The following is a 23,850-nucleotide window of genomic DNA, read 5'->3' as shown; positions in this document are numbered from 1 at the left end:
TAGGCCTCGCGTTAGAAGGAGACGTTGAAGCGGAGGATCACACGCTTCGGGTTCGGAAGCGTGAGGAAATCGGTTCGGCCCACCCCGAACGCCTCGGTGGGACTGCTGACGAGTTCCGGGTCGGCGCCTTCGTAGTCGGTCCACAGGGCCACGTTCTGCATGGCGAGGCCGATCGAGGCCGCACGGGTGCCGAGCACCCGCGGCATGTAGCGCGTCGGAATGCTGTAGGTCGCGCCGAGCTCGCGGAACCGGATGAAGTCGCCCGGCTGCAGGAACCCGTCGCGCGCCTGGTCGACCGTGGTTCCGGCGCCGTTGAGCTGCACGAAGGCCGGCTGCCCCGGCGTGGGGTTTCCGTACCGGCGCAGCCGCTCCAGCTCCGACAGCTTGGTCGGGTCGAGCCGGTTGTCCGAACGGACGAGCTGCGTCTCACGGAAGTAGTTCGTGAGGTTGTAGATGTAGAAGTCCTGCTTGGTGTCGATGAGCGTGCTGATCCGCAGGTTCCGGAACAGCGTGAAGGTGTTGCTCCACGCCGCTTCGAACGTGGGCAGCGCATTCCCGACCACCTCGAACGTGTCGGCGACCGTCACGACCTTCGTGGTCGTGTTGATGTTCTTGATGCGCTTGGACACGAACGAGCCCAGCTGGAACCCTTCGGTGAAGCGGTTAAGGGTTCCGAACGGCGCGACTTCACCGAGATCGACGAGCTCGTTATGCAGCGTGTTGAAATTGAGCCGCGTCTCCCACTGGAAGTTGCGCTTGCGCAGCATCTCGGCCGTGATGCCGACTTCCAGGCCGCTGTTGAGCACCTCACCGATGTTCTTGAACGGGTTCTGCTGGAACCCGAGCGACGGCGGGAGCTGTGGCTGCAGGATGAGGTCGCGCGAGGTCTTGTTGAAATACGTCAGCTCGACACGCGCGCGGTCGGAGAGGAACGAGGCGTCGAATCCAACTTCGTACTCCACACCGCGTTCGGGCTTGAGATCGGTGTTGCCCGGGTTGAGCGGCACGGCGCCGGCTTCCGTCGTGATCGACGATCCCACCTGGTTGGCATACGGCGCGGCCTGCAGCGTCTGGAGCGCCGCACCGGCGCCGGGGGCGCGTCCGGTCGTTCCGTACGCCGCACGGAACCTGAACGACGAGATCAGGCTCGACTGCGGGAACCAACCTTCTTCCGACAACACCCACGACAACCCGACCTTCGGCAGGAAGATGGGTTCGGTGGCCTGACCAAACGCCGAGAAGTCGTCGAGACGACCGCCGGCCTGGAGGAAGATGCGATCGCGGTAGCTGAGGCCGAGCTGGCCGAGCCATCCGTACTGCCGCACGTCCGTGCGGGACTGCGACGAGGACGTCGTGGACGCATTGGTGATCACGTTCGCAGCGTTCGTCACGAAGCCCTGCCCCACCGCACCGATGTTATCGCTGCGAGTGGCAATGGCCTGGAAGCCGGCAGACAACGTGGCCTGCAGCTGGTTCTCGCTGCCGAACGACCGGTTGGCGTCGTTGATCCAGTCGAGCGTGTAGCGCTGAATGCCGATGCGGGTCTGTGTATTGTTGCCGAGGTTGAGATCGCCCGAGTAGTTCGTAGCGGTGTTCTTGGGGAAGAACCGCGTGGCCTCATCGTTCAGCAGATCGCCACCCGCCGTGAAGCGGGACTTGAGCCAGGGCGTTGGCAGGTACGTGGCGCTCAGATTCAGGATGTTGCGCCGCGTATCGAGCTCGTTCTGGATGGCCGCGATGGCCGCCACGCCACGGTTGAAGCCGAACCAGCCGTCCTGCGACGCGACACCGTCGTCTCGGCGGGTGAGCGGAGAGCCCAGCAGGGCGCCGCCCAGATAGCCGTAGATGTTGTTGTCGTTGTCAGGGAGTACCGCCTTCGAGAAGATCGAGTTGACGCCCGCCTCGAGCGTGACCTTGGCGTTCGGGATCCAGTTGAAATTCGACCGCCACGAGTAGCGACGGAAATCGTTGCTCGGAAGCGTGCCGATGGTCCGGTCGGCGCTCGCCGATAGGAAGTAGCCGTAGTTCTGGCCACCGCCACGGCCGGTCCAGCCGAGGAGCTGGTCGGAGCCGGTGCGGATACCCCCTTCACGCGTCAGCGGGTTGTCGCTCACCAGGAGGCCAACCGTCTTGCCGCGGCACAGCGGGTTGGGGCTGTTCGCGGCGACCGATGCCGCCGTGCATGCGCCGAAGTTGCTCGGCGGGGTCCAGTCGAGATCGGAGCGCCCGTACTCCGCGCGCACGGTCTGCTGGAAGGACGCCTGACCCGCCCGGCCCTTCTTGGTGATGATCTGAATGACGCCCGCGGATGCGTCCGCGCCGTACAGCGTGGCCGCTGCCGGGCCCTTCACCACCTCGACGCTCTCGATGTCGTCCGGGTTGAGGTCGTTGAGGCGGTCGGTCAGCTGACCGTTGAGGCCCAGGTTCACCGTGCCTTCGTTGAACCGCACGCCGTCGATGAAGATGATCGGGTTGTTGGACAACGAAATCGACGACGCGCCGCGGATGCGGATCGTGCGGTTGGTCCCCGCCGTCCCCGACGCGGTGTTGACGGCGATTCCCGGCACGCGCGACTGCAACATGTCGTTGACCGTGTTGACCACGGCCGTCTCCTTGATGTCCGTCGCGGACACCGAGGCCACCTGCGCGGGCTGGGCACGTCGCTCCTGGTTCCCGACCGTGCCGGTCACGACGAGTTCCTGCAGCGTCGTCACCGTCCGGGTCAGTGAGAAGTTCAACGTGGCCGTGCCGTTCGCGGCGACACGCACGGTGTCGGACCCGGCTCGGTACCCGATGCGCATGACCCCGATCTGCACGACGCCGGGTCGAACGCCCACGAGGCGGTATTCACCGCGCCCGTTGGTCTGGGTCTCGAGGGTCGTTCCTGCAACGACCACTCGGGCCCCCTCCATCGGGAGCCGCGATTCGCTGTCCGTGATCGTACCGGTCACGGTGCCGGTTTCGGCTTGTGCCGAGGCGTTCCCCGCCAGCGCCGCGACGCCAACCAGCGCGCCGAGGAGCGTCCTGCTCCAACGAGACATCCTTCGCATACGCCTCTCCTGGAGAGATGGGAGATGACCCTCACAGGCAGGCAGTTCGCCGCCCGGGGGGCAGTGGCAGCCCGCACCGCCCGAACGAGTGCTGTTCGGCGGGAGCGGACCGAAAGGGATCAGGCGTCCGGCGCGGGGGTGAAGCGCGAACCCTGACCTACGCGAACTCTATTAGGTGGGCACCCTTCTCGACAGCTACCCCCGGTTGGACCAGGATCGTCCTGACGGTACCGCCGCTCGCCGAGCGCAGCTCGTTCTCCATCTTCATGGCCTCCATGACGGCGACGGCCTGGCCCGCGGTGACGACGTCTCCCGCTTGCACGAGCACGCGCACGATGAGCCCCGGCATGGGAGCCACGAGCGGTCGCGGCCCTCCAGAGGCCGTCGTATCGGCTGTGAGGTCTCGAATGGTGCGCGTGCGCTCGTCGAGGGCGTCGACCTGGTAGCGATGGCCGTCGATCCAGAGGGTGTAGGCGCCACGCGCTTCGCCCCGCCGTACGACGACCCGATGCACTTCGCCAGCCAGCTGCACGAGTTGGACTGGTGTGCCTTCCACGTCCATAAGGTGGGCCTGCACGAACGTCTCGCCCACGCTTACGCCGCCCTCGGCGAGGGTGAGGTCAACTCGCGTACCGTTTACGTCCACCACGTACTTCATGCCGCCTCCGGAACCAGTTCACACACGACCTCGACGTGGGCCGTCTGCGGAAACATGTCGAACAGCGTGAGCGACGCCACGCGATACGAAGGCAGGCGCGCGACGTCTCGTGCGAGCGTGGCGGGATCGCAGCTCACGTACACGAGCGTGGCCGGCCGCGCGGCCGCCTGCTCCAGCACGTGGCACACGCGCACATCGACGCCCGCCCGCGGAGGATTGAGGACGACGGCATCGGCAGGGAGTTCGTCCGCGAGGACCGACTCCACGCGGGCGGTAACCACGCGCGACGCAGGACCGAGCGTCGCGCGGGCCACCCGCGTTGCCGCCGCATCCAGCTCGATCAGGACGAGCGTGCGATCCGGACCCTGAAGGCGCCGCGCGATCGCGCCGCTCCCGCCATACGCGTCGATGAGCCGCTCCGGACCGCGTGCGAGCGCCAGCGACGCCGCGTGATCATGCAACGCGCCGGCCAATGACATGTTGACCTGGGCAAACGAATCCGCGCCGATCGTGCCGCCGGCGCGCACCACGTGCGCCGCCCCGCGGTCGTCGGCCCATGTGATCCCCTCCAACGACGGACAGCTGGCCACAAACTCCGACGCACCCGGCCAGCTCACTCCCCCCGTGAGGTGCAGGACCGCACCGGACGCGGTGTGCCGAATCATGCCGCGCAACTCGCCGGCCTCCGGGAGCCACGCGGCCGCCGCCATGAGTTCGCGCCAGGCGGCGAGCACGCCGTCCGCGGTAATCGGGCACTCCTCGAGCGCAAAGATCGCATCCGGATCGTCGTAGCGTCGCAGCCCACCGACCCACCCGTGCGAGGCGCGCCGCAAGGTGAGCGTCAGCTTGTTGCGGTATTGCCAGCGCGCCGGCGACGGTACGACGTCCGGCACACCAACCTCGCGGCGGGCGATGCGTCGGAACGCCTGCACCACCACGTCCCGCTTGGCCTCGAGTTGGGCGGAGTAGTCGAGATGCTGAAGCTGACATCCCCCGCAGGCGTCCCGCTCGTAGTGTCGACACGTGGGTGACACGCGCGACGGCCCGGGCACGAGCAGCCCGAGCACGCGGCCCTCAGCGTGACGCGCGCGACGCCGCAGGCTCACGCGCACCTCGTCCCCGGGCGCGGTGCGCGGCACAAAGACCGCGAGGCCGTCGAGGCGACCGACTCCGGCACCACCGGCCGCAATGCTCGCGATGCGCACGATCGCCGTCTCTGCCACGGGCTATCGCAGGCCGTCGCGGCGCGCGGCGAGTCTCCAGGCATCCGGCATCGAGCCCGTCTGATGGTTCGCCGCCGGGGCCGGGCGCGCGCGCCCGCGATCCCGATCGGCGATGAGCGCCGCGGCGATGGCCGCAACGCGGACGCCGGCGTCCGGAGCCGGCGCATTCACCAGCGAAGGCAGTCGCCGCTCCAGCCACTGGATCTCGATGTCGCCACGACGGAACTCGGCGTCTTCCATCACGCGCAAGTGAAACTCCCGCGACGTTTCGACACCGACGATGGTCAGCTCCGACAAGGCGCGCTTCATGCGCGCGACGGCGTCCTCACGCGTGGCGCCCCACACGATGAGCTTGGCCAGCATGGGATCATAGTGGAGCCCGATGGAGCTGCCGGCTTCGATCCCGCCGTCCCAGCGCACGCCCGGACCCGACGGCACCTGAAGAAACTCGATGCGTCCCGTCGACGGCAGGAAGCCGTTGGCGGGATCTTCGCTCGTTATGCGGCATTCGATGGCCCAGCCACGCGGTGTCATGTTGGCCGGGAACGGGAGCCGCTCCCCCGCGGCGATGCGTATCTGCCATTGCACGATGTCGAGCCCCGTGACCAGCTCCGTCACGGGGTGCTCCACCTGCAGGCGCGTATTCATCTCCAGAAAGTAGAACTGGCCATCGCGGTCGAGCAGGAACTCGCACGTGCCGGCGTTGACGTACCCGGCTTCGCGCGCGGCGGCCACCGCGGTATCGCCCATGCGCTGCCGCAGTTCGGGGGACACCGCAACGCTTGGCGCCTCTTCGATCATCTTCTGGTGCCGGCGTTGCACCGAGCATTCGCGCTCGCCGAGCGAGAGCACGGTGCCGTGGGTGTCGGCGAGGACCTGGATCTCCACGTGCCGCGGGCCCTCGATGTACTTCTCGACGTACACGGCATCGTCGCCAAAGGCGTTCTTCGCCTCTCGACGCGCCGCGTCGAGCGCCGATGCGATCTCCTGCGCTTCGCGCACGACGCGCATACCCTTCCCGCCTCCGCCTGCCGCGGCCTTGAGCAGCACCGGGTACCCATACTGCGTGGCGATTGCCGCGGCCTCATCGGCGTCACGCAGGTTCTCGGTCGTGCCGGGCACCACGGGCACGCCGGCGCGAATCGCGAGCTGCCGCGCTGCGGTCTTGCTGCCCATGGCGGCGATCGCCTCCGGCGGTGGGCCTACGAACACCAGACCCGCATCACGCACGGCACGCGAGAACCACTCGCGCTCGCTCAGAAAGCCGTAACCGGGGTGGATGGCTTGCGCCCCGACGCGCTGCGCGGCCTCGATGAGGCGGTCTCCCCTGAGATAACTCTCGCTGGACGCCGCCGGACCGATGTTCACGGCTTCGTCGGCCGCCCGGGTGTGGGGCGCCTGTGCATCGGCGTCGGAGTACACCGCCACGGTGCGCACCCCGAGTTCGCGACACGCACGAATGATGCGCAGCGCGATCTCGCCACGGTTGGCAACGAGGAGTTTGTCAAACATGCGCCCACTCCGGGGACTCGCGGTGCCTCATAGCGGCAGGTTCCCGTGCTTTCGCGGAGGGTTGCGGTCCCGCTTGCCCTGCAGCGCATCGAGCGCGTCGATCAGGCGCGGGCGCGTATCCCGCGGGTCAATGATGTCGTCGAGGTATCCACGCGAGGCGGCCACGTAGGGGTTCGCGAACTTCTCCGTATACTCGGCGACGCGTTCGTCCATCGCCTGCTGCGGGTCGGGCGCTTCGGCGATCTCGCGGCGGAACAGAATCTCCACGGCGCCCTTGGGTCCCATGACCGCGATCTCGGCGCTCGGCCACGCGACGTTGAAGTCGCCGCGAATGTGCTTGGAGCTCATCACATCGTACGCACCGCCGTAGGCCTTGCGCGTGATGACCGTGAGCTTGGGCACCGTCGCTTCGCAGTAGGCGTAGAGCAGCTTGGCCCCGTGACGAATGATGCCGCCGTGCTCCTGGGCCAGGCCCGGGAGGAACCCCGGCACATCCTCGAAGGTGACGAGCGGGATGTTGAACGCATCGCAGAAGCGCACAAAGCGCGCGGCCTTGACCGATGCGTTGATGTCGAGGACCCCGGCGAGCACCGCCGGCTGGTTGGCCACGATGCCGACACTATGGCCGCCGAGGTGCGCGAAACCACAGAGGATGTTGGCCGCATAGTCGCGGTGGACTTCGTAGAACTCGCCGTCGTCGACCACCCGACGGATGACCTCGTGCATGTCGTATGGCTTGTTCGGATGATCCGGGATCACCTCGAGCAACGCCTCATCCCGACGATCGCGCGGATCGCGCCCGGTACCGCGCGGAGCGTCGCCGAGGTTGTTCTGCGGGATGTACTGGAACAGGTCGCGGATCGCCTGGAGCGTCTGCAACTCCGTGTCGTGGGCAAAGTGCGCAACCCCGGAGGTGCCGGCGTGCGTGTCCGCACCGCCGAGTTGCTCCATGGTGACCTCCTCATGCGTCACCGTCTTCACCACGTTGGGGCCGGTGACGAACATGTATGAGGTGCCGCGCACCATGTACACGAAGTCGGTGATCGCCGGTGAGTAGACTGCGCCACCGGCACAGGGACCGAGGATCGCCGAGATCTGCGGGACGACGCCAGAGGCCAGGGTGTTGCGAAGAAAGATCTCCGCGTAGCCCCCGAGAGACACCACGCCTTCCTGGATGCGCGCACCGCCCGAGTCGTTGAGCCCGATCACCGGCGCTCCGTTGCGCACGGCGAGGTCCATGATCTTGCAGATCTTCTCGGCAAAGGCCTCGGACAGCGAGCCGCCAAACACCGTGAAATCCTGCGAAAACACATAGACGAGGCGACCGTTGATCCGCCCGTGGCCGGTGACGACGCCGTCCCCGTAGACCTTTTGCTGGTCCAGGCCGAAGTCGGTGGAGCGGTGCGTCACGAAGCGATCCGTCTCGAGAAAGCTGCCTTCGTCGAGCAACAGGTCGAGGCGCTCGCGCGCCGAGAGCTTGCCCTTGTCGTGCTGCGCCTTGATGCGCGCCGCGCCGCCGCCCTGCTCCGAGAGATCCCGTCGGGTCTCGAGGAGTTCGAGTTTCTCGCGAATGGTCATGGGCGCGAAAGGTAGCCGCCGAGCCGGGCCGTCGGAGCCCCCGACGCGGGTGCGAGGCTTCAGCGGCGTCGGGGCCTGCCGAACCTCCAGAGACTGGGAGAGCGTGCACGATGGATACCGACTACGATCTCGTCGTCATCGGATCGGGCCCGGCCGGGCAACGTGGCGCCATTGCGGCCGCGAAACTCGGCAAGCGGGTGGCGATCGTCGACCAGCGCGAGCTGGTGGGCGGCGTTTGCCTGCACACCGGCACCATCCCGAGCAAGACACTCCGCGAGGCGATCCTCTACCTGAGCGGCCTGCGGCAGCGCGCATTCTATGGGCGCGACTACTCGCTCAAGGATCAGGTCACCTTTGCCGATCTCACGTTCCGCGTGCAATCGGTGATGGCGCGCGAGCTGGAGGTGATCCGCTCGCAGCTCAAGCGAAACAACGTCGCGCTGCTCGGCGGCCGCGGCGCTTTTGCGGGCCCGCATTGCGTGGAGGTGAGCGCGCCCGACGGATCCGTCTCGCGCGTCCGCGCCGCGAACGTGCTGGTCGCCTGTGGCACACGCCCCGCGCGACCCTCCGCCATCCCGTTCGATGGCGAGCGGTTCATCGACTCCGATCAGATCCTCTCGCTGCCGGGACTTCCCCGTGAGATGATCGTGATCGGCGGCGGTGTGATCGGTCTCGAGTACGCGGCGATGTTCTCCGCCGCGGGCACGCGGGTCAGCATCGTGGACGCGCGGCACCAGCTGCTCGAGTTCGTCGACCGCGAGCTGGTGGAGATGTTGTGTCACGTCATGCGCCAGCAGAACGCCACGTTCCGACTTGGGGACTCGCTCGAAGGCGTGGACGTCGACGCGCGCGGTCGGATCGTGGCGCGATTGGCGAGTCAGCGCGTCGTGCGGGGTGATGTCCTGCTGTACAGCGCCGGCCGCCAGACGAACGCGGATCGCCTTGCCCTGGACGCGGTCGGCCTGGCCGCCGATTCGCGCGGGCGCATCGCCGTGGACGCATGCTATCGCACCGCGGTTCCGCACGTGTACGCGGCCGGAGACGTGATCGGCTTTCCGGCGCTCGCGGCCACATCGTCGGAGCAGGGTCGACTTGCGGTGAGCCACATGTTCGGCGTGGCGGCATCAGCGGTAGAGACGAGCCTGCTGCCCTACGGTATCTATACGATCCCCGAGATCTCGATGGTCGGCGCGACGGAGGAGTCCCTGGCGGCGGAGCGCGTCCCCTACGAGGTGGGTCAGGCGCGATTCGCCGAACTCGCTCGCGCACAGATGATGGGCGTGGACTCGGGGCTCCTGAAGGTACTGTTCCACCGCGAGGACCGGCGGGTCCTCGGCGTGCACGCGATCGGGGACAGCGCGACCGAGCTGCTGCACATCGGGCAGGCGGCGATGGCGCTGGGTGGCACCATCGAGTACTTCCGTGATGCCGTGTTCAACTACCCGACGCTGGCGGAGGCGTACAAGGTCGCCGGGTTAGATGGCACCAACCGCCTGTAGCATGCCGAGTGGAGCGGCCCTGCACGGAGGGGCTTGCGTGGGCTATCGTTCTCCACGTCGATGATTATCCGGTTCCTGACCCCATCGTGCTGACCTTCCGTACCCGCGTGGTCCTCGCGGTGGCCGCCGCGACGGTGCCGGCTCTCGGCGCGATTCTCTACACCGGCCTGGACGCGCGACGCATGCACGTCGCCGTTGGTCAGGCACGCATGCTCCGCGACGTCCGACAGCTCGTCGACATACAGAACGCCCTCTTCTCGGAGACACGCCTGCAGCTTTCGCTGCTCGCGCGCTTGCCCGTGGTGAGCACCGGCTCATCCGACGCGTGCAACGCGCTCCTCGCCGACGTGAAGCGCGACAATCCGCGGCTCGGCACGCTCACGCGCATCACGACCGGCCTTCGCATGGACTGCAGTACGACGCCGTTCACGCCGGACCTGGCTGATGTGTCGCACGTAGCCTCGATACAGACCGCGGCACGCGAGCAGCGTGATGTCGTCGGGTTCTATCGTCTCGCACGCGACGGCGCCACGCCCCTGGTGACGGTGATCCACCCCGTGAAGGACGCCGCCGGACGTCTCACATTCTACCTTGCCTCCGACCTGGCGCTGCCGTGGTTCGCGCGACGCGCGCGGCTGGCGAGTGACAGCGGATTCTCCGTAAGTCTGGTGCGGGCCGACGGGCACGCGATCATCCTGCACTCCGGGCGACGCGTCGTTCGGGACTCCGCCGTCGATCGCCCTCTGGCCGATTTCAGCACCACCGACTCCACGTCTCGCGCGTTTCTCATGCGAGGTGGGGACGGAATGTTGCGCGTCGGCGCGTACAGCCAGCTTCCGGCCACGGACGGCCCCAAGGTGATCGCGACGATTGCGGCGCCGGCCGGGCCGTTGCTAGCGACGGCGGCCGCGTCACTTCGGGGACAGTTGGCCCTCCTCGCCGTGTGCGCGTTGCTCGGCGGCATTCTCGCGTGGCTCGTCTCCTCACATTGGCTGGGCGACGACGTCCGCGTCGTGGCCGACGCGGCCGACCGAATCACACGCAACGAGCTGTCGCTCGAACTGACGCATCGGCCGCGCACTCGCGAGTTGGCCGCCGTGGTGAGCGCCTTCGAAGGTGCGCTCAACCGCATCGAGCGCGAGCAGCGGAGCTACCTCGAACTGGCCAACGCCTCCGGGGACTGCGTCGGGCGCGTCGACGAGCAGCTGCGCGTCACCGACGCGAATGACGCGCTGCTCCGCCTCACGCACCACGATCGCGTGTCGATCGCCGGTCGCCTCATCAGCGAGGTGTACGGCGACGACGGGATGGCCAGGGAGATCGCTGCCCTCGCTGCGAGCTGCATCAGCGGAAACCGCGCCATCGAGCGGGAGGTCGCGGCGCCACCGATCGAAGGGCGTGACCAGTGGACCGAAGTGCGGTGCGTGCCGAGTCATTCGGACACCGGTGCCGTCGATGGCGCGCTCGTCATCACGCGAGACGCCACGGCGCGGCGCGCGCTGCAGCGCGAGGTCGAGCAATCGCAGCGGGTCGAAAGCCTCGGCCGGTTCGCCGGCGGGATTGCACACGACTTCAACAACATGCTGACGGTGGTGATGAACTGCGCGCAGCTCGGCGCGGCCGAACTCCCCACCGACCATCCATCGCGGGAGGATCTCCTCGAGATCGAAGACGTTGCGCGCCGTTCCGCGGACCTCACGAGGCAGCTGCTCGCGTTCGCGCGCCGACAACCGAGCGCCGCGCAGGCCCTTGAGCCTGCCGCCCTGCTCCGCGAGTGCGAGGTGCTCGTGCGTCGGCTGCTCGGCCCGGACATCACCCTCGTGACCGAAGTGGCACCAGGAACGCCGCATATCTGGTTCGAGCGGAGCCAGTTCGACCAGGTGCTCGTAAACCTCAGCGCCAACGCCCGGGATGCCATGCCCGAGCGCGGACGTCTGACGATCACCGTCCGCGAGGCCGACGTCCCGCGTGGCGGCGACAGCCCACACCTGAGGAACGTCGAGCCAGGACGCTACGTGCGCATGGACGTGACCGATAGCGGCGCCGGCATGGAGCCTCACGTCATTTCGCGAATCTTCGAGCCCTTTTTTACGACGAAGTCCGAGTCGCAGGGAACCGGCCTGGGGCTCGCCGTGGTCTACGGCGCCGTCACGCAGCACGGCGGCGCGGTGTGGGTAGACTCCGCGCCCGGGCGTGGCTCGACATTCCATGTGTTGTTTCGCCAGCCGCCGAGCGCGCTGGAACCCATTCGTCCGACCCTGGGCGCCGCCGAGCCCACAGGCGCGCCAAGCCTTCGCGTACTCGTGGTCGATGACGAGCCGGCCGTGCGGAACGTGGCCGCGCGTCTGCTGGAGTCTCGAGGGTTCGTGACGTTCACCGCGACCGGTGGGCCCGATGGCCTGTCGCAGGTGCTGGCCGCCGAGCCCCCGTTCGACGCAGTCGTCACGGACCTCACGATGCCGCAGATGAACGGTGCAGAACTGGCGACGGCCCTGCTCGCGCGGCAGCCCAGCCTCGGGGTCGTGATCACGTCGGGGTTCCCGGAGGCGTTGAGCCAGATCGACGCCGCGCTGGCCGAACGCTGCGTGCTGTTGCCGAAACCGTTCAACGAGGCGTCGCTGTCTGCCGCCGTACTGGCCGCCACGCAGGTACAGTCGAGCCGCCGAGGGGCAACGGCCGGCTGAGACGAAGGACGCGGATGAAGGACGCAGACCCCTGACGCGCGGACGAAGATCCTGACGCGAGGACGAAGGCCCTCACGCGACGACGCCCCCGGCAGACCTGCCGGGGGCGTCACTACTTTCGAGGGTTCGAATCCTACTCGTCGTCCGGGATGTGCAGATCCGCGGGGATCTCCGGCACGTCGTCTTCGCTGTGGATCTTCACGGGGCCTTCCGGCTTGGGCGGCTGCTCGGCCGGGATGTCCGTGACCGTGAGGACGATGCGACGATGAATCGGATCGACTTCGACCACGCGCAGGTCGAGGTTCATCCCCTCCCAACAGAGGTCGGCCGGAGACTCGATGGCCTTGTCCGAAGGCAGGTGCGACAACGGGACGAAGCCCTCGATGTCGTTGCCGATGTCGACCACCACACCCTTCTCCATGAGGCGGGCCACCTTGCCGCGCAACTCGGTGCCCACGGGATAGGTCTCCCCGATGCGCAGCCACGGATCTTCGGTGGCCTGCTTGAGGCCGAGCGAGATGCGCTTGTTGTCCGCGTCGATCGAAAGGATGACCACGTCGACCGCGTCACCCTTCTTCACGACCTCCGACGGATGCTGCACGCGCTTGGTCCAGCTCATGTCGGAGATATGAATGAGCCCATCGATGCCCGGCTCGATCTCCACGAAGGCGCCGAACGACGTGAGGTTGCGAACCTTGCCGTTGAGGCGCGCGCCCACCGGGTACTTGAGCGGCAGCACCATCCACGGATCCTGCTCCGTCTGCTTCATGCCGAGCGAGATCTTCTCCTCGTTCGGGTCGACCTTGAGCACCACGGCCTCGATGCTCTCGCCGATCGACACGATCTTGGAGGGGTGACGCACGTTGCGGGTCCAGCTCATCTCGCTGATGTGCACGAGGCCCTCGATGCCGGGCTCGAGCTCGATGAACGCGCCGTAGTTGGTGATCGAGACGACCTTGCCAGCGACACGCGTGCCGACCGGGTACTTCTCGATGACGTCCTTCCAGGGATAAGGCTGCAGCTGCTTGAGACCGAGCGAGATGCGCTCGCGGTCCCAGTCGATGTCGAGGACCTTGATCTCCATCTCCATGCCGATCTGCACCATCTCGGTCGGGTGCTGGATGCGGCCCCAGGACATGTCCGTGATGTGCAGCAGGCCGTCGACACCACCGAGGTCGATGAACGCGCCGAAGTCGGTGATGTTCTTGACCACGCCCTTCCTGACCTGGTCCTTCTGCAGCTCCTTCATGAGCTTCTCGCGCTTGCCGGCGCGCTCGGCCTCGAGCAGCACGCGGCGCGAGACGACGATGTTCCGACGGCGCTTGTTGAGCTTGATGATCTTGAAGTCGTACTTCTGGCCGAGGAGTTCGTCGATGTTGGGGACGCGACGAAGCGCGATCTGCGAACCGGGGAGGAACGCGTCGACGCCCATGAGGTCGACCACGACGCCGCCCTTGATCTTCTTGACGAGCGTACCGGTGACCGGCTGGTCGGTTTCGTACGCGATGCGGATCTTCTCCCACACGCGCATGAAATCGGCCTTCTTCTTCGACAGGACGACGGAGCCTTCCTGGTCCTCGAGGTGCTCCAGCAAGACCTCGACTTCGTCACCGACCTTGAGGTCGGGGAGGTCCTTGAACTCCTCGAGCGGAATGGTGCCTTCGGACTTGAAGCCGATGTCGAGGACGACGAGGTTCTCGCGGATTTCGAGCACGCGGGACTTGACGATCTCGCCTTCGTCGATCGAAGCGAGCGTCCCGTTGTACATCTCGAGCATGCGGTCGTACTCGGCCGAGGAATACTCGTCCTCGTCGTAGAGCTCGGGGCGGCGGTTGGCCAGGGGGCGCAGTTCGCCCATCTGGGCCTTGCGCTTCTCCGCGGCGGTCAGGCCAGCAGAGGGAGCGGCAGTCACGTCAGTCATCGGTTCTCCTGTCTTCCGCGGTTGGTGCGCTCGCCGCGTGCGAGGTTGAGGGTGAAGGCAATGCCTGCGGGCGCCCCGGGAACTGGGCGCTTGAAGCGAGCCTGAAAATATAGCCGGGGCCGACTTATCCGGTCAACGCGCCCCCAGGACGCGAGGGACGCCCGTCGATGCCGAACAGCCGCAGGGCCTCACCCGCGTTGGTTCGGACGTTGAACTCCTGCTCGGCCCGCTTGCGACCAGCCAGTCCCAGTCGCCGCCGCAGCGTCTCGTCCGCCGCGAGGCCCACGATGAGTCGAGCCGCCGCCTTATAGTCCCCCCGATCCACCAAGTGCCCCGTCTCCCCATCGATGACGAGTTCGGGAATGGCGCCGACCCGGGTGGCGATGACCGGCCGGTTCACCGCCATGGCTTCGGCGATGACGTACCCAAACGCCTCCTCCCAGCGCGACATCTGGCAGACGATGTCGGCCGCGTCAAACAACCCCTCGCCGTACGGGTCGCGGACCAGGCCAGTGAACGTCACGCGGTCCGCCAGCCCCATGCTCGACGCCAGTGCCTCGTATTCCGCGCGACAGGGGCCCTCGCCGCCAAACAGAAAATGCAGGGAGGCGTCACTGGCGAGCGCGAGGCGAGCCGCTTCGAGCAAATCGGGGATCCCCTTCTCCGGAATCATCCACGAGACCTGGGCGACCACCGTGCGGTCGAGCGGCACACCGTGGCGCTTGCGGAAGGCGTTCCCGAGCGCGCGATCGTGCGGTCGCGAGACCTGTGCCGCGTTGTACAGGCGCAGCGTCTTGCGCACCGGGAGAAACCCGCGTGAGCGCAGGACCCGAAGGTTGTAGTCGCTGATGCTGACGACCGCGCTCAGGGGCAGGGTGAGCATCCGCGCCGCCCACCGCTTCCAGGATGGCGTGCCGCGATCGGTCCATCCCGCCGGGTGTGACCCCTGATCGACAAAGAACACGCGATCCACCCCGCGCAACTTTGCGATCCAGGGAATAGGGCTCAGAAATGGCGTGAACTGCAGCTGCAGGACTTCGGGGCGGTACGTGGCAAGGAGCCGAGAGACGGCGGGGATGGCGGTGGCCGCCTTGAGATCGGCCGGCAGCACCTCGACGATCACGTTCGGCAGCTCGAGATACTCACGTACGAGCGGAGCCGGTTCGCCGAGGAAGCACAACACGCTTCGCCACCCGCACTCGGCGAGCTGCGCGGAGAACTCGCGGGCAAACGCCTCGACCCCGCCGATGCGGACCGGCTCGAGACCGAAGATCGAGACGATCGTCCGCCCGGACGCCACCGCGTCGGCCGACGCGGAGACCGGCCGCGTCAGGTCGCTGCCGATGTCGCGCTGGCCAGCTGCACGAGGACCGTGTCGCGTTCCTCGGCTGTCAGTCGCCGCTCGAGGCAGCATCCTCCCTCCCAGAACTTCGGTCTCGACTCCCAGATCTCGCGGATCGGGCGCTCCTTGATGTTACCGACGCGCGGCGCCCCGCTGCAAACGGTGATGTCTCCGTTGGCCTGAAACTGCAGTGTGCTCAGGGCGTGACAGGTCTGGCGCACCTCGTGCGCGCTGTGACTCATGGTCGCCACCCGCATGGATTCGGGGTGCTGGAAGTACGGGATCATCGCCTCCAGCTGCGCCTCACTGTTGGCGATGTTCCAGCCCTGCCGCTTGCGCGCGATCAGCTCCCGGATGTTGGCGACCACTTTCGCGGTGTCCTTCGGCCAGTTCTCGCTGGTTTCCCACCAGGCCTCGTCTTCGGGTGTGTTGTAGTTCTGCTCGATGGGCTGGTAGAACACCTCCATACCGGGCTGATTCGCGAACGCCGCCACGTTGATCGTGTCGTGCAGGTTGTGCGACATGATCACGTTCTTGAGCCGGATCGTATAGCCAAGGCTCTGCTCCGCGCGGACGCGTTTGAACGTCTCGATCGACGCGGCGGTCTTCTCGAAGAACCGCTCGCGACCGCGGATGCGGCTGTGCGTCTCGCCGATCCCGTCAAAGGACAGTGTCACGCGCCACGGATTGGCCCGCGCCAGTTCCTCGATCTTGCCCTGGTCGGTCCAGAATCCGTGCGTGAGAATCTCGAGGTAGAGGCCAAGGGACCGCGCGTGCCTGACGAGGTCGATGGTGTACGGCTTGAGCAGCGCCTCACCCCCGCTGAACGACACCTGGACCGGGCCGAGCCACTTGCGCAGGTCGGTGAGCACCGTCTCCCACTGCTGCTGTGTAGGGCTGTCTTCCCTGCCGCGGTTCTTCCAGATGTCGCAGTGCAGGCAATGGGCGTTGCATCGCTCGGTCAGCAGAAAAATGATCGACGGCGGGCGGCAGTACGACGCGAACCGGCCCCCGGCAAAGGTGCGCAGCCGGTAGTTCACGCTCTCGTAGAGTCGCTTCCGGAGCCAGTTGGGATCCATGCGGGGCGAGGCCTTCGGTGTGCGGCGGGTGGGCTCGAACGTGTAGGGTCAGGACGACCGATCCCCCTTTCCCTTGCAACACGAGGGCCGCCGCGACTGCGGTGGGACGCTGGCCTAAGGAAGCATGTAGGCCCGTCCATGTCGAGGTGGTGTGGACTCGATGCCACGCTCCGCACCACAGGTCTAGTGCGGCGTTTCACCCGCTTCGGCGCGTGTGCGCTGGATCACACGCGCGAGTGCCACGATCCGCTCCACCTGCTCGGTCTGGGTCAGGGCGGTCGTGTCGACCAGGACCGCGTCACGCGCCTGCACGGTCTGCGTGGCATCAGCCGCGTCACGGCGCACGAGCAGCTCGGTCTCGGCGGCAATCTCGTCGTCGGTGGGTCGGCGCCCCAGGTGCTGCACCAGCCGGCGCCGAGCGCGTTCCCAGGGATCCGCAACGAGAAACACCTTGAGTTCCGCGTCGGGGAACACGGCCGTCCCCATGTCGCGGCCATCGACGACCACGTCGAACCGGGTCGCCACTTCGCGGACCCGGGCATTCACCCACTGACGGACGACCTGCATTTGCGCGACGAGTGGCACTCGGGCGGTCACGGCCGCACCGCGGATCTCTTCCCCCGCCTCTTCGCCGTCGATGCGGGGGGCAAACGACGTATCGCTTGGTACCAACGTCACCCGCGACGCCTGCTCCAGCACGAACGCGGGCGACCACGCCGCGGAGTCGAGGCCGGTTCGGAGGGCCGCGGCGGTGGCGGCGCGATAGAGTGCACCGGAATCCACGTGGCGAAACCCGAGTCGACCGGCTACCCACTGCGCCGTCGAGGACTTGCCGGAGGCCGCCGGGCCATCGATCGCCACGACGAGGTGGCCCCGACGCCAGCCTTCAGCCGACGAGTCGGGCAAGCTCATGCCAGAAGTCCGGAAAGGAGACGTCGACACACGCGGGATCATCCAACCGCAGGTCGCGCTGCGTCAATGCTCCGAGCACACCAAACGCCATGGCAATCCGATGGTCATGCCTGGTGGCGATGGCCGCGTCGCGGATGCGTGCCGGCCCACGCACCACGAGTCCGTCGGGTCGCTCGTCGGCGTCCACACCGCACGCGCGGAGGTTCGCAACCGTCGTGGCAATGCGATCGCTCTCCTTCACGCGCAGCTCTTCGGCTCCCGAGATCACGGTCTCACCATCGGCGAGCGCGGCGAGCGCGGCGAGCATCGGGATCTCGTCGATCAGCGACGGAATCTCATCGCCACCGATCGTCGTCGCGCGCAGGGGCGACGCGGTAACGGCGATGTCGCCCACCACGTCGCCGGCGCTCTCGTCGTCCCGCTCGATGCCGATGGTCGCGCCCATGCGCTCGAGCACGCGCAGAAACCCGGTGCGGCGCGGGTTGAGCAACACGCGTTCGAGGACGACGTGACCCTGCGCCGCGCCGGCCGCAAGTGCCGCGAAGAACGCGGCGGATGAGGGATCCCCGGGCACGTCGACGTTCACGGGATCGAGTCGCTCGACGGGCGCGAGGGAAATCGTGTGAGCCGAGGTTTCGAGCGGTACGCCGGCGGCGCGAAGAAAGCGCTCGGTGTGGTCTCGCGTCTCGATCGGCTCGTCGACGCGCACACGCACTCCCGCGCACACACCCGCCAGCAGGATCGCACTCTTGACCTGCGCGCTCGCGACGGTCATCGGCCAGGCGAGATCCCGGAGGTCGCCGCCCTGAATGCGCATTGGCACGCGACCGTGGTCGGCGAGCCAGGTGAACGCCGCGCCCATGGCCTCCAGGGGCTCGCTGACCCGCCGCATCGGTCGCGCGCGCAGCGAGTCGTCCCCATCGAGGACGGCGGCGTGCCGCTGCGCCGCGGCCACACCCGAGAGCAACCGCGCGGTCGTGCCCGAGTTGGCGCACGGGAGCGCGGCCTCCGCCACCGGGCGCCGCGGGTGGCACCCCTCGCCTACGATGACCATCTCTCTGGCCAGCGGAGGAATGGGCCATCCCATGGCACGCAGCGACGCCGCGGTGGCCTTTACGTCGGCCGAGAGCAGCAGGCCACGCACGTGCGCCGGTCCGGTGGCGAGTGCGCCGAAGATGAGGGCGCGGTGCGAGATGGACTTGTCGCCGGGGACCCGGAGGGATCCGGCCACGCGAATTCCGGCCATGCCTAACGCAGCCAGCTTTCGAGCGCCGTGGCGACGTCGGTCTTCTCGTCCCGGTACTTGACGATCACCGGCGTCTGGATCGCCACGCCCTGTGCGGCCCCCCAACCGGCGGCGATGGCACGCGAGCCCGGCACGACGACCGCGCCCGAGGGGATCTCGAGCGGCTCGCTGGCATTCCCGCGGTAGACCTGCTCCTTCACGAGGTCGTACACCGGCGTGCCGCGCGTAAGCACCACGCCCGCGCCGAGCACCGCCTGCTCCCGCACGACGGTACCCTCGTAGACGCCGCAGTTCCCGCCCACGATCACTTCATCCTCGATGACGACCGGACTCGCGTTGATCGGCTCGAGCACACCTCCGATCTGCGCGGCAGCGCTCAGGTGGACGCGCGCACCGATCTGCGCACACGAGCCCACGAGGGCGTGCGAGTCGATCATGGTGCCGGCGCCGACCCACGCGCCGACATTGACGAACATCGGCGGCATGCAGACCACGCCCGGTGCCAGGTACGCGCCCGTGCGAATGGACGAGCCTCCGGGCACGATACGCACGCCGTCGGCGATGGTGAACCGCCGCACCGGAATCGTGTGCTTATCGAAGAACGGCGCGAGCCCCTCGTCGTTCATGCGCACGATGTGCCCGACGCGAAACGCGAGGAGGATGCCCTGCTTCACCCATGGGACCGCGCGCCAACGGCCCGCCGGATCCCGTTCGGCTGAGCGGAGCTCACCGTGCTCCAGCGCGTCCAGCAGTTGCGCGACGATGATTTCGGCATGCGCGGGAAGCGCCACGCCTGGCGGGTACGCGGCGAGTTCAGCAACCTGCGCCGCGAGGGCGGTGACCGCGTCGCCGCCCATCAGGCGAGCGCTCCGGCGGCGACGAGGGCCTCCCGTACGACCGCATGGTGCTGGGCGGCCAGGGGAACGAGGGGCAACCGCACCACGTCCTGCATCCGACCCAGCATGGCCAGGGCCGCCTTGAGCGGAATGGGGTTCGACTCGGCGAACGCGGCGTTCATCCAGGGGGTGAGCTGGCGGTGCAGCGCGCGCGCAGCGTCAAAGTCTCCGGCCGCGCACGCATTCGCGAGCTGCGACATCGCCGCGGGCGTTGCATTGCTGATGACCGAGACAATGCCGTCCCCACCCAGGGCCATCACGGCCAGCGTGAGAAAGTCGTCGCCCGACAGCACCGAGAAGCCCGCCGGCCGCTCGCGAATCACTTCGGCGATCTGCGCGAGATTACCGGAGGCCTCCTTGATCGCGACGATGTTGGGCACGCGCGCGAGTCGCAGGGTCGTGCCGGCCTCCATGTTGCTCGCCGTCCGCCCGGGCACGTTGTAGAGCACGATGGGAAAGTCCACCGCCGCGGCGATCGCCGTGAAATGCGCTTCGATGCCACGCTGCGGCGGCTTGTTGTACATGGGCGAGACATGCAGCGCGTGCGTGGCGCCGAGGTCGCGCGCCGCCTTGGTCAGGGCAATGGCCCGCGCCGTATCGTTGGCGCCCGCGCCGGCCACGACCGGCACGCGCCCCGCCACGGTCTCCACCGTGATGGCCACGACGCGTTTGTGCTCTTCCACGGACATCGTCGCGGCTTCGCCGGTCGAGCCACACGGCACGACGAAGTGCACCCCCTCGCGTACCTGCCAGTCGACGAAGGCACGAAGCGCGGGCTCATCGACGGCGCCATCTGTCGTGAATGGCGTCGCGAGCGCGGTCCCGCATCCGGTGAGTGGGCGCGCGCTCATGGGCGGCGCCCCAGGCCCAATACGTCTCGCATCGAAAACACTCCCTGTCGGCCCACGAGCCATTCCGCGGCGCGCAGCGCACCGTCGGCAAAGACGCGTCGGTCCCGCGCCTCGTGGCTCAATACAATCTGCTCGAACGGACCATCGAACAGCAGTGCGTGCGTTCCGGGCACGCTCCCCACGCGCACGCTCGTCGTGGGGACCTCTCGGCCAAGGGCGCGCTGCGCCGCATCCCGCAGGGCGATCGCCGTCCCCGAAGGCGCGTCCTTCTTGGCGGCGTGGTGCGTCTCGACGAGTGCGCACTCGTACTGCGGGTGTGGCGCGAAGAGCGAGCCGGCCTGTTCGACCAGCGCGGTGATGAGCGCAACGCCGAGGGAGAAGTTCGGCGCCACGAGCAGCGCGCCCATGGCGGCCCACACGGCCTCCTCCACCGCGGCCTGCTGCGCACCCCAGCCCGTAGTGCCACACACGACGGGGAGGCCCGCCGCCACACAGGCCCGCACGTTGGCGACCGCGGCGCCCGGTTCGGTGAACTCGATCGCCACGTCGGCCCGATCGCGCCAGGCGGCCACGCCCGCGCCACCGACGTTGTCGCTCGCGCCCAGGACCCCAACGACGGTGTGCCCGCGCTCGCGCGCCAGCACCTCGATGGCCCGACCCATTCGGCCATCGCCGATCAGAAGCACGCGGATCATGGCGACGTCGGAAAGAAGGCTTCGTGCAGCCTGGCCATCGCGTTCGACACCTGATCCCCATCGATGATCATCGTGAGGTTGATGCCGCTGGCCGAGAGCGAAAGCATGTGGATGCGCAACGCGCCCAGCGCGGAGAGTGCCTGCGACATGGCCGTCCCGGATTCGGTGAGGCCAGCCCCGACGATCGCCACGATCCCGCGGTTTCGCTCCACGGAAATGTCACCGAGCTGCGAGAGATCGACGACGAGCGAATCGAGGTGCGTCGCATCGTCGACCGTCACGCTGACCGAGATCTCCGAGGTTGCCACGACGTCGACCGACGTGCGATGGCGATCGAAGATCTCGAACAGCATGCGCAGGAACCCGTGCTGCAGCAGCATGCGCGGGCTGCGAACCTTGAGCACGGTGACGCCGCTCTTGCCGGCGAGCGCGGTGACCGGTCGTCGCGGCGCGTCGAACGTGATCTGCGTGCCGCTCCCCTCGGGCCGTCGCGAATTGAAGATCCACACGGGGATGCCCAGCCGCACCGCCGGCGAGATCGTGTTCGGGTGCAGCACCTTGGCGCCGAAGGACGCCAGTTCGCTGGCCTCGTCGAACCGGATCCGTTCGATCAGCCGTGCCCCGGACACGACGCGCGGGTCGGCGGTCAGCATGCCATCGACATCGGTCCAGATCTCGATGGCCTCGGCGCCTAACGCGGCACCAAACAGCGACGCGCTGTAATCCGACCCGCCGCGACCGAGCGTGGTCACGATCCCCTGTTCGGTGGCGCCGACGTAGCCGCCCACCACGGGGACGCGGCCCTGGGCGACCAGCGAGCGGAACACGCGCTGAGACGCCTCGGCAATGCGATCCGGTCGGGGCTCGGCCTTCTCGAACTGGTCGTTGGTGATCATCACCTCGGTCGCGGCCACGTGCTCCGCGGCGATCCCGCGCTCCCTGAACGCCGCGACGACCAGGACGGACGACAACATCTCTCCCATCGCCGCAATCGCGTCGCGCGACCGCGGGGTGGCGTGGCCGAGGGTCGACAGGGCCTCGGCGAGGTGGGCGAGTTCGTCGAAGGACGCCGAGAGTTCCGCCTCGACCTCGTCGAGCATCGGCCCGGCGGAGAGCAGGTCCGCGGCGACAGCGAGGTGTCGCTCGCGCAGGGCCTCGACACCCCGGATCGCCAGGATCAACTGGCCCTCCGACGCCTGGCCGGCGATGGCGAGGAGCGCGTTGGTTGCGCCACCGAGGGCGGAAACGACGACGATGGGCTGGCGCGGCAAGCGGTCGCGCACGATGGAGGCGGCCCGGTCGATCGCTGTCGCATCGCCGACCGAGGTGCCGCCGAACTTGATGACGATCATGCGGCGAGCAGCTCGCGAACGAGGCGTTGATAGGTGTCGACCGCCCCGCGCAGCTCGGTCACCGAAACAAACTCGTCCGGCGTGTGTGCGACGTGGATGGAGCCGGGCCCAAAGAGCAGCGGAGTCCCCCAGCGGCCCAGGAGCGGGATGTCGGAAGTGTAGGCCACAGGGGCGGTCTCAAAGCCGTCGAGGACATGGAAAAACTGCACGGGAATGTGGGAGCCATACTCGATCTCCGCGCGTTTGCCGACCCACGCCTCGAGCTTCTTGCGCACGACCTCCACGTCCCCAACCAGCCGGAACATCAGCTCCGACTCGCAGCTCCCGGGGATGATGTTCGCCTCCGTGCCTCCACGAATCGTCCCGATGTTGACCGTCGTAGCGCCAAGCCGCTCGTCGGTCGGCCACTCCAGCGCACCGAGCGTCGCGAGGAGCGCCAGCATGGGCTCGATGGCCGACGCGCCGAGATGGGGATACGCCGAGTGCGCCTCCCGCCCGCGGGTCCGCAACATCACGCGCTGGGATCCCTTGCATCCGATCGCCAGGCGGCTCTCGGTCGGTTCACCGTTCACGAGGAAGCGGCTGGTGGCCGGCAGGCGATTGGCCATCCGGGCGCCATCAGACCCTTTCTCTTCGCCAACAACGAGCAGCAGGTCCACGCGGTCCTCGCCCTGCTGCGCCAGCGCATCGGCGGCGCACATCATGGCCGCGGCAATCCCCTTGGCGTCGCAGGCGCCACGACCCATCAGCTTGTCGCCGACGAGACGCGGCGCGACGTAGGGCGGAACGGTGTCCAGGTGCGTGCTGAGCGTTACGCCGCCCCCCGCACGCGAGGCCCATACGTTCCCTCGCCCTGGCGTCACCTCCTGTACAGTCACGTTCCAACCACGTCCCACGAGCCACCGAGAGACGAAGTCGACGGCTTTCCCTTCGCCGCCGGTGGGCGATTCAATGGCAAGCAGCTCGGCAGCAAGGGCGACGACGTCAGACATTGGGCAAACGAATGGACGGATGAACGAAGGACGGATGGACGGCGAGATCGAGACGGATGGACGGAGGGACGCGTGACGGATTGGTCCACGGAGGCAGGGGCACGAAAGAAGCGGTCCGCCGATTCCGAAGCACGTGGCGACCGTGTGTCCACCATTCCTTCCGCCCCCTTTGCTCCGCCCCAGTCCGTACGTCCCCCGTCCACCCGCACCAGCCATGCGAAGGGCGGGACTCGAACCCGCACTCCCTTGCGGGAAGGGGATTTTAAGTCCCCCGCGTCTGCCTTTTCGCCACCTTCGCGCGCGATCTCGTGCTTCAACGACAGTGCGGTTCCTGCAACCCGCGTAGTATAGCGAGACTCG

At 67.8% G+C, this 23,850-nt stretch carries 17 protein-coding genes and 1 tRNA gene; 2 read left to right on the top strand and 16 right to left on the bottom strand.

The genetic code is table 11. The features are described from left to right. Positions 1-11 precede the first annotated feature (11 nt). The 5 genes from IT361_17035 to IT361_17015 all read right to left on the bottom strand — a co-directional run bounded on the left by IT361_17035 (position 12) and on the right by IT361_17015 (position 8,021). Positions 12-3,050 (bottom strand): SusC/RagA family TonB-linked outer membrane protein, encoded by a 3,039-nt coding sequence (locus IT361_17035; GenBank protein MCC6319379.1) that lies wholly within the window; start codon positions 3,048-3,050, stop codon positions 12-14. Between the two features lie 157 nt (positions 3,051-3,207). Then, positions 3,208-3,708 (bottom strand): biotin/lipoyl-binding protein, encoded by a 501-nt coding sequence (locus IT361_17030; GenBank protein ID MCC6319378.1) that lies wholly within the window; start codon positions 3,706-3,708, stop codon positions 3,208-3,210. Beyond that, entirely contained in the window at positions 3,705-4,931 is a 1,227-nt protein-coding gene (locus tag IT361_17025; protein ID MCC6319377.1) for a class I SAM-dependent RNA methyltransferase, read from the bottom strand. The genes IT361_17030 and IT361_17025 overlap by 4 nt, the downstream gene beginning before the upstream one ends. A gap of 3 nt (positions 4,932-4,934) precedes the next feature. Next, a complete protein-coding gene (locus IT361_17020) occupies positions 4,935-6,443 on the bottom strand; it encodes an acetyl-CoA carboxylase biotin carboxylase subunit (protein MCC6319376.1) in 1,509 nt (502 codons plus the stop codon). A gap of 27 nt (positions 6,444-6,470) precedes the next feature. Further along, on the bottom strand, positions 6,471-8,021 hold the full coding sequence (locus tag IT361_17015) for an acyl-CoA carboxylase subunit beta (GenBank protein MCC6319375.1): 1,551 nt from the start codon (positions 8,019-8,021) through the stop codon (positions 6,471-6,473). A 110-nt stretch (positions 8,022-8,131) separates the two neighbouring features. Here IT361_17015 and sthA point away from each other — a divergent pair, with 110 nt between their 5' ends. Next, on the top strand, positions 8,132-9,520 hold the full coding sequence (sthA, locus tag IT361_17010) for a Si-specific NAD(P)(+) transhydrogenase (GenBank protein ID MCC6319374.1): 1,389 nt from the start codon (positions 8,132-8,134) through the stop codon (positions 9,518-9,520). Positions 9,521-9,606: 86 nt separating this feature from the next. Beyond that, positions 9,607-12,204 carry a response regulator gene (locus IT361_17005; GenBank protein MCC6319373.1) on the top strand — a complete coding sequence of 866 codons (2,598 nt, stop codon included), beginning with the start codon at positions 9,607-9,609 and terminating at the stop codon, positions 12,202-12,204. Positions 12,205-12,337: 133 nt separating this feature from the next. Here IT361_17005 and IT361_17000 read toward each other — a convergent pair whose 3' ends face one another. From IT361_17000 to IT361_16950, 11 genes are all read right to left on the bottom strand, one after another. Beyond that, complete coding sequence (locus IT361_17000) at positions 12,338-14,125, bottom strand: 30S ribosomal protein S1 (protein MCC6319372.1); 1,788 nt, start codon at positions 14,123-14,125, stop codon at positions 12,338-12,340. 124 nt (positions 14,126-14,249) lie between these two features. Next, positions 14,250-15,539, bottom strand: a complete 1,290-nt coding sequence (locus IT361_16995) for a glycosyltransferase family 4 protein (protein MCC6319371.1) — start codon at positions 15,537-15,539, stop codon at positions 14,250-14,252. Beyond that, complete coding sequence (locus IT361_16990) at positions 15,455-16,546, bottom strand: radical SAM protein (protein MCC6319370.1); 1,092 nt, start codon at positions 16,544-16,546, stop codon at positions 15,455-15,457. Before IT361_16990 ends, IT361_16995 begins: the two co-directional genes overlap by 85 nt. A 183-nt stretch (positions 16,547-16,729) precedes the next feature. Then, positions 16,730-17,458 carry a (d)CMP kinase gene (gene cmk, locus IT361_16985; protein MCC6319369.1) on the bottom strand — a complete coding sequence of 243 codons (729 nt, stop codon included), beginning with the start codon at positions 17,456-17,458 and terminating at the stop codon, positions 16,730-16,732. Then, positions 17,433-18,704, bottom strand: coding sequence for a 3-phosphoshikimate 1-carboxyvinyltransferase (gene aroA, locus IT361_16980; protein ID MCC6319368.1), 1,272 nt, complete (start codon positions 18,702-18,704; stop codon positions 17,433-17,435). The genes cmk and aroA overlap by 26 nt, the downstream gene beginning before the upstream one ends. A 2-nt stretch (positions 18,705-18,706) precedes the next feature. Continuing rightward, entirely contained in the window at positions 18,707-19,561 is an 855-nt protein-coding gene (locus IT361_16975; protein ID MCC6319367.1) for a 2,3,4,5-tetrahydropyridine-2,6-dicarboxylate N-succinyltransferase, read from the bottom strand. Beyond that, a complete protein-coding gene (locus tag IT361_16970) occupies positions 19,561-20,451 on the bottom strand; it encodes a 4-hydroxy-tetrahydrodipicolinate synthase (protein MCC6319366.1) in 891 nt (296 codons plus the stop codon). The genes IT361_16975 and IT361_16970 overlap by 1 nt, the downstream gene beginning before the upstream one ends. Then, a complete protein-coding gene (locus IT361_16965) occupies positions 20,448-21,146 on the bottom strand; it encodes a 4-hydroxy-tetrahydrodipicolinate reductase (GenBank protein ID MCC6319365.1) in 699 nt (232 codons plus the stop codon). The genes IT361_16970 and IT361_16965 overlap by 4 nt, the downstream gene beginning before the upstream one ends. Continuing rightward, positions 21,143-22,498: a lysine-sensitive aspartokinase 3 gene (gene lysC, locus IT361_16960; protein MCC6319364.1), complete on the bottom strand. Its 1,356-nt coding sequence runs from the start codon at positions 22,496-22,498 to the stop codon at positions 21,143-21,145. Before lysC ends, IT361_16965 begins: the two co-directional genes overlap by 4 nt. After that, positions 22,495-23,490 (bottom strand): M20/M25/M40 family metallo-hydrolase, encoded by a 996-nt coding sequence (locus tag IT361_16955; protein MCC6319363.1) that lies wholly within the window; start codon positions 23,488-23,490, stop codon positions 22,495-22,497. The genes lysC and IT361_16955 overlap by 4 nt, the downstream gene beginning before the upstream one ends. Before the next feature lie 215 nt (positions 23,491-23,705). After that, positions 23,706-23,788: transfer RNA gene (locus IT361_16950), tRNA-Leu, on the bottom strand. Between the last annotated feature and the right edge of the window lie 62 nt (positions 23,789-23,850).

Source organism: Gemmatimonadaceae bacterium, from assembly GCA_020846935.1.
Taxonomy (GTDB): domain Bacteria; phylum Gemmatimonadota; class Gemmatimonadetes; order Gemmatimonadales; family Gemmatimonadaceae; genus RBC101.
Note: the sequence above shows the minus strand (reverse complement) of the source record. Positions and strands in the feature narration are given on the sequence as shown.

Bases quoted from the DNA above. Each gene is read 5' to 3' on its own strand.
- IT361_17030 (MCC6319378.1), bottom strand. From the start codon at position 3,708: ATGAAGTACGTGGTGGACGTAAACGGTACGCGAGTTGACCTCACCCTC.
- IT361_16975 (MCC6319367.1), bottom strand. From the start codon at position 19,561: ATGGGCGGCGACGCGGTCACCGCCCTCGCGGCGCAGGTTGCTGAACTC.
- IT361_16990 (MCC6319370.1), bottom strand. From the start codon at position 16,546: ATGGATCCCAACTGGCTCCGGAAGCGACTCTACGAGAGCGTGAACTAC.
- IT361_17000 (MCC6319372.1), bottom strand. From the start codon at position 14,125: ATGACTGACGTGACTGCCGCTCCCTCTGCTGGCCTGACCGCCGCGGAG.
- aroA (MCC6319368.1), bottom strand. From the start codon at position 18,704: ATGGCCGGAATTCGCGTGGCCGGATCCCTCCGGGTCCCCGGCGACAAG.
- IT361_17035 (MCC6319379.1), bottom strand. From the start codon at position 3,050: ATGCGAAGGATGTCTCGTTGGAGCAGGACGCTCCTCGGCGCGCTGGTT.
- IT361_16955 (MCC6319363.1), bottom strand. From the start codon at position 23,490: ATGTCTGACGTCGTCGCCCTTGCTGCCGAGCTGCTTGCCATTGAATCG.
- IT361_17015 (MCC6319375.1), bottom strand. From the start codon at position 8,021: ATGACCATTCGCGAGAAACTCGAACTCCTCGAGACCCGACGGGATCTC.
- IT361_16970 (MCC6319366.1), bottom strand. From the start codon at position 20,451: ATGAGCGCGCGCCCACTCACCGGATGCGGGACCGCGCTCGCGACGCCA.
- sthA (MCC6319374.1), top strand. From the start codon at position 8,132: ATGGATACCGACTACGATCTCGTCGTCATCGGATCGGGCCCGGCCGGG.
- IT361_17020 (MCC6319376.1), bottom strand. From the start codon at position 6,443: ATGTTTGACAAACTCCTCGTTGCCAACCGTGGCGAGATCGCGCTGCGC.
- lysC (MCC6319364.1), bottom strand. From the start codon at position 22,498: ATGATCGTCATCAAGTTCGGCGGCACCTCGGTCGGCGATGCGACAGCG.
- cmk (MCC6319369.1), bottom strand. From the start codon at position 17,458: ATGAGCTTGCCCGACTCGTCGGCTGAAGGCTGGCGTCGGGGCCACCTC.
- IT361_16965 (MCC6319365.1), bottom strand. From the start codon at position 21,146: ATGATCCGCGTGCTTCTGATCGGCGATGGCCGAATGGGTCGGGCCATC.
- IT361_16995 (MCC6319371.1), bottom strand. From the start codon at position 15,539: ATGCTGCCTCGAGCGGCGACTGACAGCCGAGGAACGCGACACGGTCCT.